We start from the raw sequence: 15060 nt of genomic DNA, 5'->3' as shown, positions 1-15060 counted from the left end.
GACAAGGTAACGTCATCTGTCGACAGAGACGTTGTTGTAGCCGGTGAGGAGCCGCGGGTTCTGCGGCGAGACCGGGTGGACCTGGAAGTCGCTGACGGTGGACTTCACGCCGTAGGAGTTCTTGTAGTTGAACGCGGGGAGGTGGACTTTGTCCTCCAAGAGCGTCGAGATGGCGGACTGGTAGAGCTGTTGGCGCTCGTCGCGGTCGGTCGATTCGCGCGCGCCCTTAATCTGGTCCATGACCTCGTCGTTCTTGTAGTAGACGCCCTGGTTCACGCCTTCGGACTCCTCGTGGAACAGGTTGAACATGAAGTCGTCCGGGTCGGGGTAGCGGACCCACCCGAGGACGTAGATGTTGTAGTCCGAGGCGTTGCCGGTGTACGCGCGGCTGAGCATCGCGCCCCAGTCGAGCCGTTCGACGTGGGCCTCGTAGCCGGCCTCCTTGATGCCGTTGGCGATGGAGAGGCCGATGTTCTCGCGGTTGTCGTCCGGCGGGACGATAATCTTCGCGTCCCAGTCGGCGGGGACGCCCGCCTCCTCGAACAGCGCCGTCGCCTGCTCGACGTCCTTGTCGTTCGGAATCTCCATCCACTCTTCGAGCGGCATGTCCCACTCTTCGACCATCGGCCCCGGAAGCGGGCCGTACTGACGGAGGCCGGCCGGGTCGATGTAGCGGTCGACCGCGTCGTCCATCGAGAAGCTGTAGTCGATGGCCTCGCGGACGCGCTTGTCGGCGGTCGGGCCCTCGTTGCAGTTGAACGCGACGTAGAAGTACCCGACGCTCTCGATTTCGGAGATGCTCGTGTCTTCGGTGCTCTCGACGGTGTCCCAGAGTCGGGGCGGAATCGTCTCGATGACGTCCACGTCGCCCGTCCGGAGGTTGGTGACGCGCGTCGTCGACTCCGTGATGGGCGTGAACTCGACACCCGCGACGTTGGGCAGTTCGTCGCCCCAGTAGTCGTCCCAGCGTTCGAGCGTGACGTAGTTGCTCTCTTCCCACTCGACGAACTTGAACGGCCCCGAACCGATGGGCTGTTGGGTGCTGAACGCCTCTTTGTCCTCCTCGCGGACGGCCTCCGGCACGACCTGATGGGTGAGGACGTGCTGGAACATCGCGTAGGGGTTCGAGAGGTCGAACTGGACCGTCGTCTCGTCGATGGCCTCGACCGAATCGATGACGCTGAAGATGCCCAAGAGGGGCGTCTCCTCTTCTATCGGCGCGCGGAACGAGTAGGCCACGTCCTCGGCGGTGACCGGGTCGCCGTTGTGGAACATCGCGTTGTCGACGATTTCGACGATATAACGGGTGTTGTCCCGTTCGATGGTCGGCATGCTCGTCGCGAGGTTCGGGACCACGTCCGTCCCCTCACCGTAGGTGTACAGCTGGCTGAACACCCGGTTCGCGACGAGCGCGTCGGGGTTCGAAAGCTGCGTTATCGGGTCGAATCGGACGGGGTTCAGCGACTGTCCGATGTTTATCGTCGCGTCGGAGCTCCCGGTGGTCGTCTCCGTCCCGCCGCTCGTGGTCGTTCCGCCGCCGCCGTCGCCCTCGGTCGTCGTTTCGGAACCGGAGTCGGACGTACAGCCGGCGAGTAAGACGGGTATCGACGCACCCGTCGCTTTCAGTATGTTTCTACGTGAGACACTCTCTCTCATCATTGACGCCGAATCATTTCGGCATCACCAACATAAGCATTTGCATACTGTACATCCGTTTCCTCTTATTACCTCAGACTGCCGCTTCGTGAAGTATTATATACGACAACTGTGCGTATCTCCGTATGGACTCAACGGAGTCACAGTCACTCCTAGCGGAGATGACGTGGCAGGAAGCCGAAACCGCGTTCGACGAGGCGGACTTCGTCGTGCTCCCCTGCGGAGCAACCGAACAGCACTCGACGCACCTCCCGACCTCGGTCGACTCCATCCGGGCGGAGAACCTGACCGCGGAACTCGCCGCGGCGGCCCCGGAACACGACCTGAACCTCCTCGTTCTGCCGGTCCTCCCGTACGGCTACTCGGAGCACCACATCAACTACGCGGGGACCGTCTCGCTCGGAGCCGACACGTACCAGGAGATAATCATCGACGTGGGCCGGTCGGTCCAGCGCCACGGCGCGACCCGGTTTCTCGTCGCCAACTTCCACGGTGGCAACATCGAACCGCACAAGCTCGCGCTCGACCGGCTCCAGCGCGACCACGGACTCGACTCGTACTACGCCCACTGGACCGACTTCGCCCGCGACCAGTTAGAAGAGCGGTTCGGCACCGAGTGGGGTCACGCCGGCGAGTACGAGACGAGCGTCATCGAGCACTACCGCCCCGAACTCGTCCACGGCGACCGCAAGACGCCGCAGACGAAGAAGAACCGCTACGAAGTCCGCCAGTACGCCCACTTCGACGACCTGACCGTCGAAGGCGGCCTCGGCGACCCGACGCAGTCCGACCCCGAGTTCCTCGAAGAGGTCATCGAGGCGACGACCGAGCGCATCCTGACGCACCTCCGGTCGGAACTGGAGTAACGCGACGCTCGACGACCGAGAGACGAACTGTAGCGAGCGAAACCCCGAACGAAACGAGATTTTACCGATGTCCACCGCCTACAGCGTGAGGTGGAACGGCGGTTCCGTCCCCTCCGGCAGCGCCGACTCGTACTCGCCGGGCACCGACGCCTCGAACTCCTCGCGGGCCGCCGCCACCAGCGCCTCGTCCGAGAGGAGGTCGAGCGTCGTCGCCGCGAGGACCTTCGCGGCGTACACGGCCGCCTTCGACCCGAAGCTCCCGTTTGCGGCGACCGCCTGCCACGTGTGCGACGGCGTCCCAACCGGCCACGACGCCGCCCAGAACTGCGCGGTCGGCGTAATCCAGCTCACGTCGCCGACGTCCGTGGAGCCGTTGAGCACTGTCCCCACGTCGTAGGAGGGTTGGGCGTCGGGATACAGCACCGACGAGCGCGCCGCCTCGCGTCGCTCTTCGGAGAGTTGCGCCGTCCGCGCCTCGATGGTCTCGGCCGAGAGCGTCTCCTGAAGCTCCGCCGCGAACTCGCGGTCCTCGTCGGTGTACGGGATGGGACCGGCGAGTCGCATGTTCTCCAACAGTTGGTCGGACAGCGCGTGATTCGCCACGTAGTCGTAACAGCCGGTGTGGAACTGCCGCGACACCGTCGTCTGGGTCATGAGCGCCGCGCCCTCGGCCACGTCGTCGAGCCAGTCGGTGATGCGGTCGACCTCGTCGCGAGTCGGTGCGCGGACGTAGAACCACGCCGTCGCCTCCGCGGGGACGACGTTCGGCGCGCCGCCGCCGTCGGGGATGGTGTAGTGGATGCGGGCGTCGTCGGAGACGTGCTCGCGCATGAACTCCGACCCGGTGTTCAGCAGTTCGACCGCGTCGAGCGCGCTCCGGCCGGACTGGGGGCTGTCGGCGGCGTGGGCCGACTCGCCGTAGAACGTGTACTCGACGGAGTTCATCGCGAGCGTCTGGGCCATGAACGGCGCGCTGAGGTGGCTCGGATGCCACGTGAGCGCGGCGTCGAGGTCGTCGAACGCCCCGTCGCGGGCCATGAACACCTTGCCGACGAGTATCTCCTCGGCGGGACAGCCGAAGAACGTGACCGTCCCCTCGGCCCGCCCGTCGTCGATGGCGCGCTTCGCGGCGAGCGCGGCCCCGACACCGGCGACTCCGAAGAGGTTGTGCCCGCAGCCGTGGCCCGGCGCGCCGGCCTCGACCGGCTCTCTGCTCGACGACACCGTCTGCGACAGTCCGGGAAGAGCGTCGTACTCGCCGAGGATGCCGACGTGCGGTTCGCCCTCGCCGTAGGTCGCGCTGAACGCCGTCGGCATCCCGCCGAGACCCTCGGTGACGTCGAACCCGGCGTCGCGGAGAACCGACGAGAGCAACTCGGCTGACTCGGTCTCGTGAAGCCCGAGCTCGGGCGTCTCCCAGAGCGACTCGGTGAGCGAGACGAGTTCCGCCTCCAGCGACTCGACCATCTCGAACGTCTCGTTGTGATTCATTGCGTCTCGTGTGCTTCGACTGGAGAAACCATAATAACACTTCCGGAGCGGTGGACGTTCAGGCGCCATATTCGGGTTAGAGATTGTGATTCACGAGGAGCGAATGTGAGCGGTGGGAGACGCCGAAACCGAGAAAGCGGCGTAGCACCGGATACCCGGGGCGTTCGAGCCGCTATCTCCCGGTTTCGATTGTCTCGCTCGCCGAATCAGGGACGGGGTAGTATCCTCCGAATCGGGCACGTATCGTGCGTATCGTTCACAAACGACTCGTTTCGGCGTCGGTACGCCCTAGATTCATCATCTAGCAATCATCATTCGGGAGAGCCGAAAATACTATGTGTCGTGGTGACGACCCGCAGGTAATGACCACAAACGCGAACGACCGCTCGCTCAAAACGACGGTCACAACCCTCAGAATCGTCGAATTACTCCGGGAACGCAACGGTGCCGGCGTGACCGAAATCGCCCGCGAACTCGACATCGCTCCGAGTACCGCGCACACCCACGTGACGACCCTCGAAGCGCAGGAATACGTGGTCAAAGAGGGCGATACCTACCATCTCGGGCTTCGCTTCCTCGGCCTCGGGAACTTCGTCCGGACGCGGAAACGCCGTTTCGGGAAAGCCGAACACTACACCAACGTGCTCGCCGAGGAGTCCGAGCGGCGCTCCATCTTCACCGTCGAAGAGCACGGCCGAGGAGTGTACGTCCACACCTCGCCCGGAAAACACGGCGTCTGGACGCAGTCGACCGTGGGAAAGCGCGTCTACCTCCACTCGACGGCGAGCGGGAAGGCCATCCTCGCCCACATGCCGACAGAGCGGGTCCACGAAATCATCGACCGGGTCGGTCTCCCGCAGGAGACGGAGCAGACGATTCACGACGAGGAGGCGCTGTTCGACGAACTCGCCGAAATCAGAGAGCGCGGCTACGCGCTGAACGTCGAAGAACAGATCAGCGGCGTCCGCGCGGTCGGGGCTCCCGTCATGGGACCGGACGGCGACGTGTTCGGCGCGCTGAGCGTCGCCGGCCCGTCCAATCGGATGAAAGGCGAGCAGTTCGACCGACTCACCGAGGTCCTCCTCGGCATCGCCGAGGAACTCGAACTGAGCATCGCGCTCTCTTGAGCGCGGTTCGCGGCCGCCGGATTCACTCGACTCGTGACACACCTAATAGTGTAACTCGAAACGGGGCGCTCAGCCCGGAGTGCGTCTCGACGCGGGTGCGAAAAAACGAGAGATGAACCCGTCGGCGGCGGCGTTACGCCGGCGAGTAGCGCGGGTAGTCGCTGTCGACGGCCTGCGCGTCCTCTTCGAGAAGGGCGACGGCGAGGTAGTCGGCGTAGTCCGCGAAGTAGTCGACGAGCCGCGAGATGCGGTTCGAGTCGATGGCCTCCAGCGAGTCGAGGACCATGAACGGAACCGTCTCGTAGACATCGTGGATGAGGTAGCCCGCGAGCGCGAACACGAGGCCGGTCACCTCGCGCTCGGACTCCGAAAGGTGGGCGACGGAGTCCTCGTAGCTCACGCCGTCTTCGTTCGTCCGGATGACGTGGAGGTCGAACACCGACTTCGTGACCTTCTTTCGGCCCTCCCGAACCCGCTTTTCGGTGCGCTCGATCCAGATGCGGTCGAGGTTGTCGTATTCGAGCACGTCGAGCACGTCGTCCATGTGGGTGTTGAACTCCTCGACGGCCTCGGATTCGAGGCGCTTGATGCGCGTCCGAAGCTCCGCGAGTTCGTCTTCGATGTCCTCGCGGGCCGCTTCGAGTTCGTCGCGCTCGTCGAGTTTGCGCTCGATGTCGGCGATTTCGTCTTCGACGTCCTCGAGGTCGCTGCGGAGGCGGCCGAGGTCGTATTCGAGCTGGTTCGCCTCGCGGTGGAGGTCGAGCAGGTCGCCGTGTTCCTCGCTTTCGAGTTCGTCGACGGTCTGTTCGAGCGAGTCGATTTCGTCTTCGAGGTCCGAGCGGTCGGATTTGAGCTCCTCGATGCGCTCTTGGCGCGTCTCGCGCTCGCTTTCGATTTCGGACAGGCGGCGCTCGATGCGGTCGCGCTCGCGCTGGCGGCGCTCGTAGGTGGACTTCTCGTCTTCGAGTTCGGAGAGCTGTTCCCGGTGTGCGCGGTTGTCCTCGAGCTTGTCCTCGCGGAGCGTCCGGAGGCGTTCGAGCGTGCCCTCGATTTCGGACTTATCGACCTCGGAACCGCACGTCCAGCAGACGACCTGGTCGTCGCCGAGCAGTTGGTCGGTGACGCTGCCGCCGGAGTCGTCGGCGTCCCGGAGCGCGTCCACGACGTCAGAGGAGGTGCCAGAGAGCATCTCCTCGTTGAACTGAATCACGGACTGGAGCTCGTTGACGGTCGACTGAATCTGCTGGCGTCGCGTCCGGAGCCGGCTGATTTCGGACTCGATTTCGTCGATTCTGCCGCCCGCGACTTCGGGGAGGTCCTCGGCGTCGTCCTCGAGTTCGTCCTCCTCGGATTCGAGGGCGTCGAGGCTCTGTTTCTCCGTCTCGATGCGGCGGTCCACGTCGTTGATGTCGCGGCGCTTGCTCCGGAGGTCGCCGAGCTTGGATTCGAGCTCGCTTTCGACTTCCTGCCGCTCGCTCACGCTGGCGTCGTACTCTTCGACTTCCTGTTCTTTCTCGGCGAGTTCGTCTTCCTTCTCCTCGATTTGGTCTTCGAGTTTCGTCCGCCGGCGTTCGAGCTGCGGCAGGCGGTCCGAGAGGTTGCTGAGCGTCGAGAGCTCGTCGGCGATGTCGCGTTTCTCCTGCTGGAGCGACTCGATCTGCTCGTTGATGGACTCGACGTCCACCGGACGCATGATGAGGTCGCGGAGGTCGTCACCGCGTGCGACCGCCTGTCGGGCGTCGTTCGTCTCGAGCAGGAACGCGAAGAGGTCCGCGAGGTCCGGGTCGTCGAGGACGGGGTTTCCGCCGGAGATGACCGTATCGCCCTGTCGCTCGAACGTCCGGGTGTACGTCTCGTCGCCGATAGTGAGCTCGACCGAACCCTCGTCGGCGTCGCCCTTGAGCGCCACGTCGTCGCTCCCGTGGGCGGCCATGATGGACCGCAAAAGCGACGTTCGGTTCGTGGCGTTCCGTCCCGCCAAAACCGTCACGCCCGGCTCGAACGACGTTGACAGGTTGTCGATGCCACCAATGTTCTCGACCGAAAGGTGGACTTTGGATTTCGACACTTGTTCTGAACTCATACCATGACCCAATAGGTACTCCAATATAAAATCATCCGTTGAATCGAACAGAATGTGACAGAACTAATTATGTAAGCCGCTAGTTCGACACGTCCTCGTCGCAGTCGCATCCGCCCCGCCGGAGCAGTTCGATGACCTCGTACTGCGTCCCGCAGTCGCGGCAGTACACCTGCGTGTCCACGAGGACGTCGAAGTCGCCGAGCCGGAGTTTGCTCGTGTTGCGGAGCGAACTCAGACTCTGTTCGATGACCGCGACCAGTCGACCGCGGAGTCGCTGGATGGACTCGACGACGTTGTCGATTCTGTTCCCGGAGGAGGTCTCTTTCGAGACGCCGCGAATCTCCGTCAGATAGGTGTAGACCGCCTGGTGAGAGACGAAATCGGAGAGCAGTTGGTCGACGTCGACGCCGCGAGATTGGAGTGTGTTCTTCGCCTGAACGCGCATCCCCTCGGTGGTCTCGTCTCCGGTGAGGAGCGTGTAGAGGTTCTCTACTTCGCCTTCGAGAACGTCCTCGCCCGCCTCGCGGAGCGCGGCGTCGAGCACCTTCTCGTTCATCAGGTCCGCGAGGTCACGGAGGCTGTCGCTGTCCTCGGGAGCCGTCCAGCGGTCGGCGAGCTGCTCGCCGAATCCGTCCAAGTCGTACGTCTCGATGACCCGTTCTACCTTGCTTAGGCGACGGTTCGTGCTTTGGTCGGTACCCATTACCCGTGATTCACACGGTAACGTAAAATATCTTCAGGTTTGGAGAGCGATTCGTCACACCCGGCGAGGCGCGTTCGTCAGAATTGAGCCGGCCATGTCCGGTAATATCGGATGAGATGGAATCGGATTGGGCGGCTCACGCGAGACCGAGCAGTAGCGCGAAACGTGAGTCGAGAACGCAGATGCTACGTAGCGGACGGGAAACAGCTGAAAAATGGAGCATCAATGGGACGTTGTGCTCGATGAGGTAGTCACCCCACGCGTTCATGAGTACCAGTTGGGCAGGCGTACTCGGTGGGGGCTACCACGCGTACAGTATGACTGACGTACTGATGGCTATCGTGCTGGTCGCACGGGATGCTGATCACACATGGGTCAGATTGCTCCGACCATGTGCTACTATGAATCACACCTATATAATAATTATGTACTTGGCAACCGTTGTGAGTCGGGTGCGAATCCCCTCCCGGATCCGCCGGTTCGACGCCGATACCCGAAGGCGACCGGGAGACACCGCGGCGTCGGCGACGTTCCGCGGGCGGGTCGATACTGCTCGGCACCGATATCTCCGAGCACTCCGGCTCCGCGCCGTCGCGTCAGTTCGCGTCGAGCCTCCGGACCGACTGACTCCCGGGGTACTACGCAAAAATATGTCCGACGATGCCGGATGAGAATCGTCCGCAGTGAGCGTCGATGCGAAACCGACGTATTGAAAGCTAAAGCACCGATTTCGGCCGTATCAGTGTCGGACAGCAGTCGACGAGGGGGACGTACCGACGCGAGGAAAACGGGACGCGGGCGATGGTGGTGGCGGTAAAACGTCTGGAAGCCCGTCGAAATGCGGGCTATTGCTTGAGGTAGCCGCCGTCGACGGCGATTGACTCGCCGGTTATCCAGTCACCCTCCTCGGAGAGCAGGAGGACCGCGACGTGACCGACTTCCTCGGGTTGGCCGATTCGGTCGAGGATGTGCGCGTCGAGCGTCTCCGCGAGGATTTCGTCCGGCGACTTACCCGACTGTTCGGCGTGTTCGTCGAGCCACGCCTCGACCATCGGCGTCTCGACGGTGCCGGGCTTGAGCGCGTTGACGGTGATGCCGTGGTCGCTCAGTTCCTTCGCCAGCACGGTCGTGAAGGCGAGGACGGCCGCCTTGGACGCGCCGTACGCCCCCTGTCCGGCGAACGGCCGCTCCGCGCCGACCGACGAGATGTTGACGATGCTCCCCTCGATTTCGCGGTCGACCATCCGAGCGGCGACGGCCTTGGAGACGAGGAACGTCCCCTTGGCGTTCACCTCGAAGTGGAGGTCCCAGTCGTCTTCGGTCGTTTCGAGAAGCGGGATGGCCTGCTGAACGCCCGCGTTGTTCACGAGGCCGTGGATGTCGCCGAGCGACTCGACCGCGGCGTCGACGGCGGTTTCGACGCCCTCGGCGTCGGTCACGTCGACCTCGTACACCTCGGCCTCGCCGCCCTCCTCGCGGACGAGTTCGGCCGTCTCCGCGGCCACCTCGGGCTTCGTGTCGAAAATCGATACGTCGGCTCCCGCGCGGGCGCAGCGGACCGCGATGCCGCGGCCGATGCCGCGCGCGCCGCCGGTGACGACGATATGCCTGTCTCTCAATCGGGTGTCTGTGTGCGTGCTCATAGTCGGTAGTACCGGGATATCGTATAAATAATTGCGCTGTACGGCGGCCGGTTACTCGTCGCGCTCGGCGACGACCGGGTTGGTGAGCGTGCCGATGCCCTCGATTTCCACGTCGACGCTGTCACCCGGTTCGAGCAGTTCCGGCGGGTCGCGGAAGATGCCGACGCCGCCGGGCGTGCCGGTGGAGATGACGTCGCCGGGTCGGAGCGTGGTGATGTTGCTGATATACTCGACGACCTCGTCGACGCCGAAGATGAACTCGGAGGTGTTGGACTCCTGTTTCGTCTCGCCGTTGACGCGGCAGGCGACGTCGAGGTTGTGCGGGTCGAGGTCGGCTTCGGGGACGAACGTCGGTCCCATCGGGGCGAACGTGTCGTAGCTCTTGCCGCGGAAGAACTGGCCGTCGTCGAACTGGGCGTCGCGGCCGCTCACGTCGTTGATGGCGGTGTAGCCCGCGACGTAGTCGAAGGCGTCCTCGGCGTCCACGTTCTTGGCCGTCTGGCCGATGACGACGCCGAGTTCGACCTCGTAGTCGACCTCGTCGATGGCCGCCGGGTGAACGATGGGGTCGCCGGGGTTCGTGACGGACGTGCCGGCCTTACCGAACAGGAGCGGACGTTCGGGAACCTCTTCGTCCTGTTCTTCGGCGTGGTCGTGATAGTTGAGCCCGACGCAGACGATTTTGCCGGGGCGCGGGACGGGCGCGAGGAGCTTCACGTCCTCGACGGGGACCGACTGGTCCTCGGCGGCGTCCGCGGCGTCCTCGACGACGGTGAGGAAGCCGGGGCTGTTCAGGTTCTGGACGGTGACGTCTTCGCGGAGGCCGGAAAGCGGGACGACCTCGCCGTCGCGATGGGCACCCCACTCCGGGGCGCCGCCTGCGGTGTATCGAACGAGTTGCATCGTTACACGATGCCACACCGTGATACGTAACTGTTGCGCTCTACGCAGCATTGCGACGGCGGGGATAGGTCCGCGGCCCGCCGACTACGAGTACGTCAGGTTCACCTCGATGACGTTCGCGCTCTTGAGAATCTGGTTCGGCAGTTCCTCGGTGAACCGCTCCTCGCGCATCCGGCTTTTCGGCCCCGAGACGCTCACGGCGGCGATGGCGTAGTCGTCCTCGTTGAGTATCGGCGCGGCCACACAGCGCATGCCCTTGACGCGCTCTTCGTCGTCGTACGAGTAGCCGCGCTCGCGGACCTCCTCCAATACGTCGAACAGCTCCTCGCGGTCCGTGATAGAGCGGTCCGTCACCGCCTCTAACCCGTGGCAGTCGAGGATTCGCTCGACTTCCTCCCGCGGCCGGTTCGCCATGATAGACTTTCCGAGGGCCGTCGTCTGCAGAGGAACACGCATCCCCGAATGGGTGTCCAGCCGGACGGCGTCGGGCCCCCGCGACCGGTACAGGAAGACGCCGACGCCGTGTTCCTCTATCATCAGGTTCGCGTGCTCGCCGGTCACCTGCGCGAGCTCGTTTATCTCGGGACGGGCGATTTTGAACACCTTCTGGCGGGACCGCGCGTGAGCGCCCAACTGGAGGAACCGCGTGCTGACGTAGTACGTGTCGCCCTCCTTGACGAGGTACTCCTGTTGCTCCAGCGTCCGCAGGTGGTCGTGAATCGTGCTGGTCGGCTTATCGAGCCGCTTGGCTACCTCCGAGACGCCCGCCCCGTCGAGTTCCCGCAGGAGGTCGACGAGTTCGAGCGAGATTTTGACCGCGTTGACCGGAACGTCCTTCGCCATAGTTGGTTATGAATCCTCATCCCTCAAATGTCTTTCCGCTATGGCCGGAAATGATGGAGGTGTCACGAGCGACGAGCCGGGTTTGAGAGTACCTAAATAATTCAAATAATCCAGATAGTTTGGGGTATTCAAGTAGACGTATGACGCGAGGGTGACAAAAAAGAAAACGAGTGCCCGGGGGAGACGCGAGCGCGACGCGCTCGACCCGCGGGGGCGTCTCAGCTGAACTGCGGGATGACTTCGTCCGCGAACAGTTCCATCCCGTCGGTGTCGGGGAAGTCGATGAACCAGCCTTGGAACTTCGTCACGCCCGCGTCGATGCGGCGCTCGATGGCCTCCGCGCACTCCTCGGGCGTCCCCATGATGAAGTACTCCCGGGCGTCTTCTTCGGTCACGATGGGCGCTTGGTCCTGATACTCCTCTTCGAACTGGATGGGCGTCATCAGGTCGAGCAGGCGGTCGAACTTCTCCTCGTCGCGCGTGCAGATGACGTGGCCGTCCCACGAGTACTCGATTTCGTCGGGGTCGCGGCCGACGGTCTCGCAGTGGTCTTCGATGACGCCGATTTTGTGTTCGAGCGTCTCCACGTCGCCGTTGAACACGTCGGTGTTCCACACGTCGGCGTGCTTGGCGACGAGTTTGAGCGTGACCTCCTCGCCCTGCCCGCCGACGAGGATGGGCGGGTGGGGGTCCTGTACGGGCCCGGGGACGCAGTAAGCGTCCTCTATCTGGTAGTGCTTCCCGTCGAAGCTCGCACCGTCGGTCCCGGCGGCCCACATGCGCTTCATGAGGCGGATGGACTCGTCGAGGCGCATCAGGCGCTCGAAGCCGTCGCGGTACTCCCAGCCGTAGGCGTCGTACTCCGGCTCGTGCCAGCCCGCGCCGAGGCCGAGTTCCAGCCGCCCGTCGGAAATCACGTCGAGCGTGGCCGCCATCTTGGCGACGAGCGCCGGGTTGCGGTAGTCGTTACAGAGGACGAGCGAGCCGAGGTTGATGTCCTCGGTGAAACCGGCGATGGCCGACAGCAGCGTCCAGCACTCGTACTCGGCGTGGTCGCGGCCCAACAGCAGGTGGTCGGGTGCCCACACCGCGTCGAAGCCGAGTTCCTCCGCCTTCTGGACGCCCATCTTGGTCGTCTCCCAGTCGAGCGCCTCGTACTCCGGGGTGTCGCGGTGCGTCGGCTCGGTCCCCTCGTCGGGCGCGCCGGCGAAGACGGGGACGTTGTACTCGAAGCTGATGTCAGACATCGTTACTCGATGGCGAAGTGTTCGAGCGCCTCGCGGTTCAGTTGGGTGCTGACACCGGGTTCGTCAGGGAGCGGAATCGACCCGTTTTCGGGCGACGGCGGGTTCTGGAAGATGGCGTCGGCGTAGGTCGACTCGCGTTTCTCCTGGCGCTCCTCGAACCACTCGGGGGTCGGGAAGTACTCCGCCATCGGCATGTTCGTGTGCCCGGCGATGGCGTGAAGCGTCGGGTTCGTGCCGGCGTGCGGGATGACTGGCACGTCGTGGACTTCGGCCATGTCGGCGACTTTCTGCAGCTCCGTGATACCGCCGACGCGACCCACGTCGGGCTGGAGGATGTCGACCGCGCCCTCCTCGAGGAGGTCCTCGTGGCCCCAGCGGGTGAACTCGTGTTCGCCGCCCGAAATCGGCATCGGCGCGGCCTCGCGGACCTCGGCGTAGCCGGAGATGTCGTCGGCGATGACCGGCTCCTCGACCCACGCCATGTCGTACTTGCCGAGGCGCTGGGTCATCTCCTTGGCGTACTTGACCGACCAGCCCATGTAGGCGTCGCCCGCGATTTCGATTTCGTCGCCGACGGCGTCGCGGACCGTCGCGACGATTTCCTCGTTCTTCTTCATGCCCGCGCGGCCGTCCTCGGGGCCGTGGAGGAAGCGGAGCTTCATCGCGTCGAAGCCCTCCTCGACGTACTGGATGGCCTCGCGCTCGAGTTTCTCCATGTCGACGGGGTGGAGGTTCGACGCGTAGGCGGGAATCTCGTCTTTAGTGGGGCCGCCGAGCAGTTCGTACACCGGCTTGCCGGCGTCCTTCCCGGCGATGTCCCACAGCGCCTGGTCGACCGCGCTGATGGCCATGACGGCGACGCCCTTCCGACCGAACGGGAGCGTGGCGCGGTACATCTGTTCCCAGAGCAGTTCGCGCTGCATCGGGTCCTCGCCGACGACGATTTTCGAGAGCGTCTCCTCGACGACGGTGGCGATGGCACCGGTTCCCCAGTTGCCGACGCCGACGCCGGTGATGCCCGCGTCCGTCTCGACCTCGACGACCACGTCGCCCACGGGGCCCATCCACTTGCGGCGGGCCTGCGGGTTCTCGCCGTCGACGTTGCGGTACTCGTCGTACTTCGACATGATGGTGACGAGCGGGAATTCGATGAACTCGCCCCACGACTCGTTACTGATTTTCGTCGCTGAGATGTCTGTAATCTCCATGATTTGTTTGGTACGACCTCACATCCAATCGGCACGGGTAAAATAGTTTCTGTCGTTGGGCGACCTGTGGCCCGGAGAGGTCGCTGGTTCGTCGGTCGGTCGGCCCGCCGTCAGTCGGTCGGAGACTCGGATCAGTCGGTGACGCGGCGGCGCCGCCTCGGTGGGGTGCCTGTTGTCGTGTCGCTTCAGCCGTCGAACTGGAAGACCGGCTTGCAGGTCTCCGAGTCGAGGAACGCCTCGAACGCCTCGGCCGGGTCGTCGACGCTGTAGGAGGTGTCGAGAATCTTGTCGACCGCGATTTCGCCGCGCTCCATCAGGCGAAGCGCCTGCTCGAAGTTGGTCCACGTCGAGCCGTAGGAGGTGTTGATGTCGACTTCGCCGCGGACGGTCGACGTGAGGCTGAGCTCGCTCGGGGAGTTCGGGATGCCGACGACGACGATTTGGCCGCCCTTGCGGACCACGTCGTTCCCGGAGACGACGCCGCTGTGGTGGCCCGTCGCGTCGAAGACTACGTCGAAACCGATGCCGTCGGTCTGGCTCTCGACCCGCTCGTCGAGGCCGTCTTCCTCCTGGAGGTTCACCGTGTCGATGCCGAGGTCTTCGAGCAGCGGGAGGCGATACGCCGCGTCCTGTCCGAGCCCGGAGACGACGACGTTCGCGCCGAGGGAGTCGGCGACGGCGGCGACGAGCATGCCGATGGGGCCCGGCCCCTCGACGAGGACGTTGTCGCCGGGGGTCGTCACCGACTGGTCGAGGACCGCGCGCGTGGCGATGCTCGTCGGCTCGGTGATGGCGGCGTGCCGGAGGGGAACGCCCTCGGGCACCGCGTGGACGTGCTCGGGCGCGACGGTGACGTACTCCGTGTACGCGCCGTCGCGGTGCATGCCCGTGATGGAGAAGTTCTGGCAGACGTTGGGCTGGCCGTTCTGACACTGGAAACAGTGACCGCAGTCGTGAATCGGCTCCTCGACGACCTTGTCGCCGACCTCGAACGTCTCGACGTTCTCGCCGACCTCGGCGACCGTCCCGGAGTACTCGTGGCCCATGATACGCGGGATGGGAATCCACTCGTAGCCGCCGTCGTACTTGTAGGCGTGGGCGTCGCTGCCGCAGAGTCCCGCGGTGTGGACCTTGATGAGCAGTTCGTCTGCACTGGGGGTGGGGACCTCTCGCTCCTGTGTCTCTACCGAGCGCGGCCCGGTCTGAATAATGGCTTTCATAGTTGCGAATAACCGTGTGGGTTCGTCTCGTTTACACCATGTGAACACACCGATTAATATGTTTGGGTGC

Annotated in this window: 12 protein-coding genes; 2 read left to right on the top strand and 10 right to left on the bottom strand. The window is 64.2% G+C overall.

Annotated elements, in window-relative coordinates:
* Positions 1–12 precede the first annotated feature (12 nt).
* Positions 13–1656, bottom strand: a complete 1644-nt coding sequence (locus ABY42_RS15985) for an ABC transporter substrate-binding protein (RefSeq protein WP_049904919.1) — start codon at positions 1654–1656, stop codon at positions 13–15.
* A 161-nt stretch (positions 1657–1817) separates the two neighbouring features.
* Between ABY42_RS15985 and ABY42_RS15980 the strand changes: the two genes are divergently transcribed.
* Positions 1818–2522, top strand: a complete 705-nt coding sequence (locus ABY42_RS15980; protein WP_049904908.1) for a creatininase family protein — start codon at positions 1818–1820, stop codon at positions 2520–2522.
* Positions 2523–2600: 78 nt separating this feature from the next.
* Here the strand turns inward: ABY42_RS15980 and ABY42_RS15975 are convergent, their stop codons facing one another.
* Entirely contained in the window at positions 2601–4013 is a 1413-nt protein-coding gene (locus ABY42_RS15975) for an amidohydrolase (RefSeq protein WP_050460088.1), read from the bottom strand.
* A 362-nt stretch (positions 4014–4375) separates the two neighbouring features.
* On the opposite strand from ABY42_RS15975, the gene ABY42_RS15970 reads away from it, so the two are divergent.
* Positions 4376–5140 carry an IclR family transcriptional regulator gene (locus ABY42_RS15970; protein WP_050460087.1) on the top strand — a complete coding sequence of 255 codons (765 nt, stop codon included), beginning with the start codon at positions 4376–4378 and terminating at the stop codon, positions 5138–5140.
* Positions 5141–5273: 133 nt separating this feature from the next.
* On the opposite strand, the gene ABY42_RS15965 is transcribed toward ABY42_RS15970, so the two are convergent.
* The 8 genes from ABY42_RS15965 to rhcE form a co-directional block, all read right to left on the bottom strand.
* Positions 5274–7223, bottom strand: a complete 1950-nt coding sequence (locus ABY42_RS15965; RefSeq protein ID WP_049904909.1) for an archaea-specific SMC-related protein — start codon at positions 7221–7223, stop codon at positions 5274–5276.
* 79 nt (positions 7224–7302) lie between these two features.
* Positions 7303–7926: a rod-determining factor RdfA gene (gene rdfA / locus ABY42_RS15960; protein WP_050460086.1), complete on the bottom strand. Its 624-nt coding sequence runs from the start codon at positions 7924–7926 to the stop codon at positions 7303–7305.
* 845 nt (positions 7927–8771) lie between these two features.
* Positions 8772–9569 carry an L-rhamnose 1-dehydrogenase gene (rhcB, locus tag ABY42_RS15955; protein WP_004972021.1) on the bottom strand — a complete coding sequence of 266 codons (798 nt, stop codon included), beginning with the start codon at positions 9567–9569 and terminating at the stop codon, positions 8772–8774.
* 51 nt (positions 9570–9620) lie between these two features.
* Entirely contained in the window at positions 9621–10472 is an 852-nt protein-coding gene (gene rhcF / locus ABY42_RS15950; RefSeq protein ID WP_050460085.1) for a 2,4-diketo-3-deoxy-L-rhamnonate hydrolase, read from the bottom strand.
* Between the two features lie 84 nt (positions 10473–10556).
* Positions 10557–11315, bottom strand: coding sequence for an IclR family transcriptional regulator (locus ABY42_RS15945; RefSeq protein ID WP_050460084.1), 759 nt, complete (start codon positions 11313–11315; stop codon positions 10557–10559).
* Between the two features lie 218 nt (positions 11316–11533).
* Positions 11534–12562 (bottom strand): TIGR03560 family F420-dependent LLM class oxidoreductase, encoded by a 1029-nt coding sequence (locus ABY42_RS15940; RefSeq protein ID WP_004972027.1) that lies wholly within the window; start codon positions 12560–12562, stop codon positions 11534–11536.
* 2 nt (positions 12563–12564) lie between these two features.
* Positions 12565–13770 carry an L-rhamnonate dehydratase gene (rhcD, locus tag ABY42_RS15935; protein ID WP_004972028.1) on the bottom strand — a complete coding sequence of 402 codons (1206 nt, stop codon included), beginning with the start codon at positions 13768–13770 and terminating at the stop codon, positions 12565–12567.
* 185 nt (positions 13771–13955) lie between these two features.
* A complete protein-coding gene (rhcE, locus tag ABY42_RS15930; protein WP_050460083.1) occupies positions 13956–14990 on the bottom strand; it encodes a 2-keto-3-deoxy-L-rhamnonate dehydrogenase in 1035 nt (344 codons plus the stop codon).
* Positions 14991–15060: the final 70 nt, after the last annotated feature.

Source organism: Haloferax gibbonsii (assembly GCF_001190965.1).
Lineage (GTDB): Archaea > Halobacteriota > Halobacteria > Halobacteriales > Haloferacaceae > Haloferax > Haloferax gibbonsii.
The sequence above is the reverse complement of the archived record's forward strand: the minus strand, read 5'-3'. Positions and strand labels throughout refer to the sequence as shown.

What these genes read in the sequence shown, in the direction of transcription:
- ABY42_RS15985 (WP_049904919.1), bottom strand. Translation starts at nt 1,656, where the DNA reads ATGAGAGAGAGTGTCTCACGTAGAAACATACTGAAAGCGACGGGTGCG.
- ABY42_RS15980 (WP_049904908.1), top strand. Translation starts at nt 1,818, where the DNA reads ATGACGTGGCAGGAAGCCGAAACCGCGTTCGACGAGGCGGACTTCGTC.
- ABY42_RS15975 (WP_050460088.1), bottom strand. Translation starts at nt 4,013, where the DNA reads ATGAATCACAACGAGACGTTCGAGATGGTCGAGTCGCTGGAGGCGGAA.
- ABY42_RS15970 (WP_050460087.1), top strand. Translation starts at nt 4,376, where the DNA reads ATGACCACAAACGCGAACGACCGCTCGCTCAAAACGACGGTCACAACC.
- ABY42_RS15965 (WP_049904909.1), bottom strand. Translation starts at nt 7,223, where the DNA reads ATGAGTTCAGAACAAGTGTCGAAATCCAAAGTCCACCTTTCGGTCGAG.
- rdfA (WP_050460086.1), bottom strand. Translation starts at nt 7,926, where the DNA reads ATGGGTACCGACCAAAGCACGAACCGTCGCCTAAGCAAGGTAGAACGG.
- rhcB (WP_004972021.1), bottom strand. Translation starts at nt 9,569, where the DNA reads ATGAGCACGCACACAGACACCCGATTGAGAGACAGGCATATCGTCGTC.
- rhcF (WP_050460085.1), bottom strand. Translation starts at nt 10,472, where the DNA reads ATGCAACTCGTTCGATACACCGCAGGCGGCGCCCCGGAGTGGGGTGCC.
- ABY42_RS15945 (WP_050460084.1), bottom strand. Translation starts at nt 11,315, where the DNA reads ATGGCGAAGGACGTTCCGGTCAACGCGGTCAAAATCTCGCTCGAACTC.
- ABY42_RS15940 (WP_004972027.1), bottom strand. Translation starts at nt 12,562, where the DNA reads ATGTCTGACATCAGCTTCGAGTACAACGTCCCCGTCTTCGCCGGCGCG.
- rhcD (WP_004972028.1), bottom strand. Translation starts at nt 13,770, where the DNA reads ATGGAGATTACAGACATCTCAGCGACGAAAATCAGTAACGAGTCGTGG.
- rhcE (WP_050460083.1), bottom strand. Translation starts at nt 14,990, where the DNA reads ATGAAAGCCATTATTCAGACCGGGCCGCGCTCGGTAGAGACACAGGAG.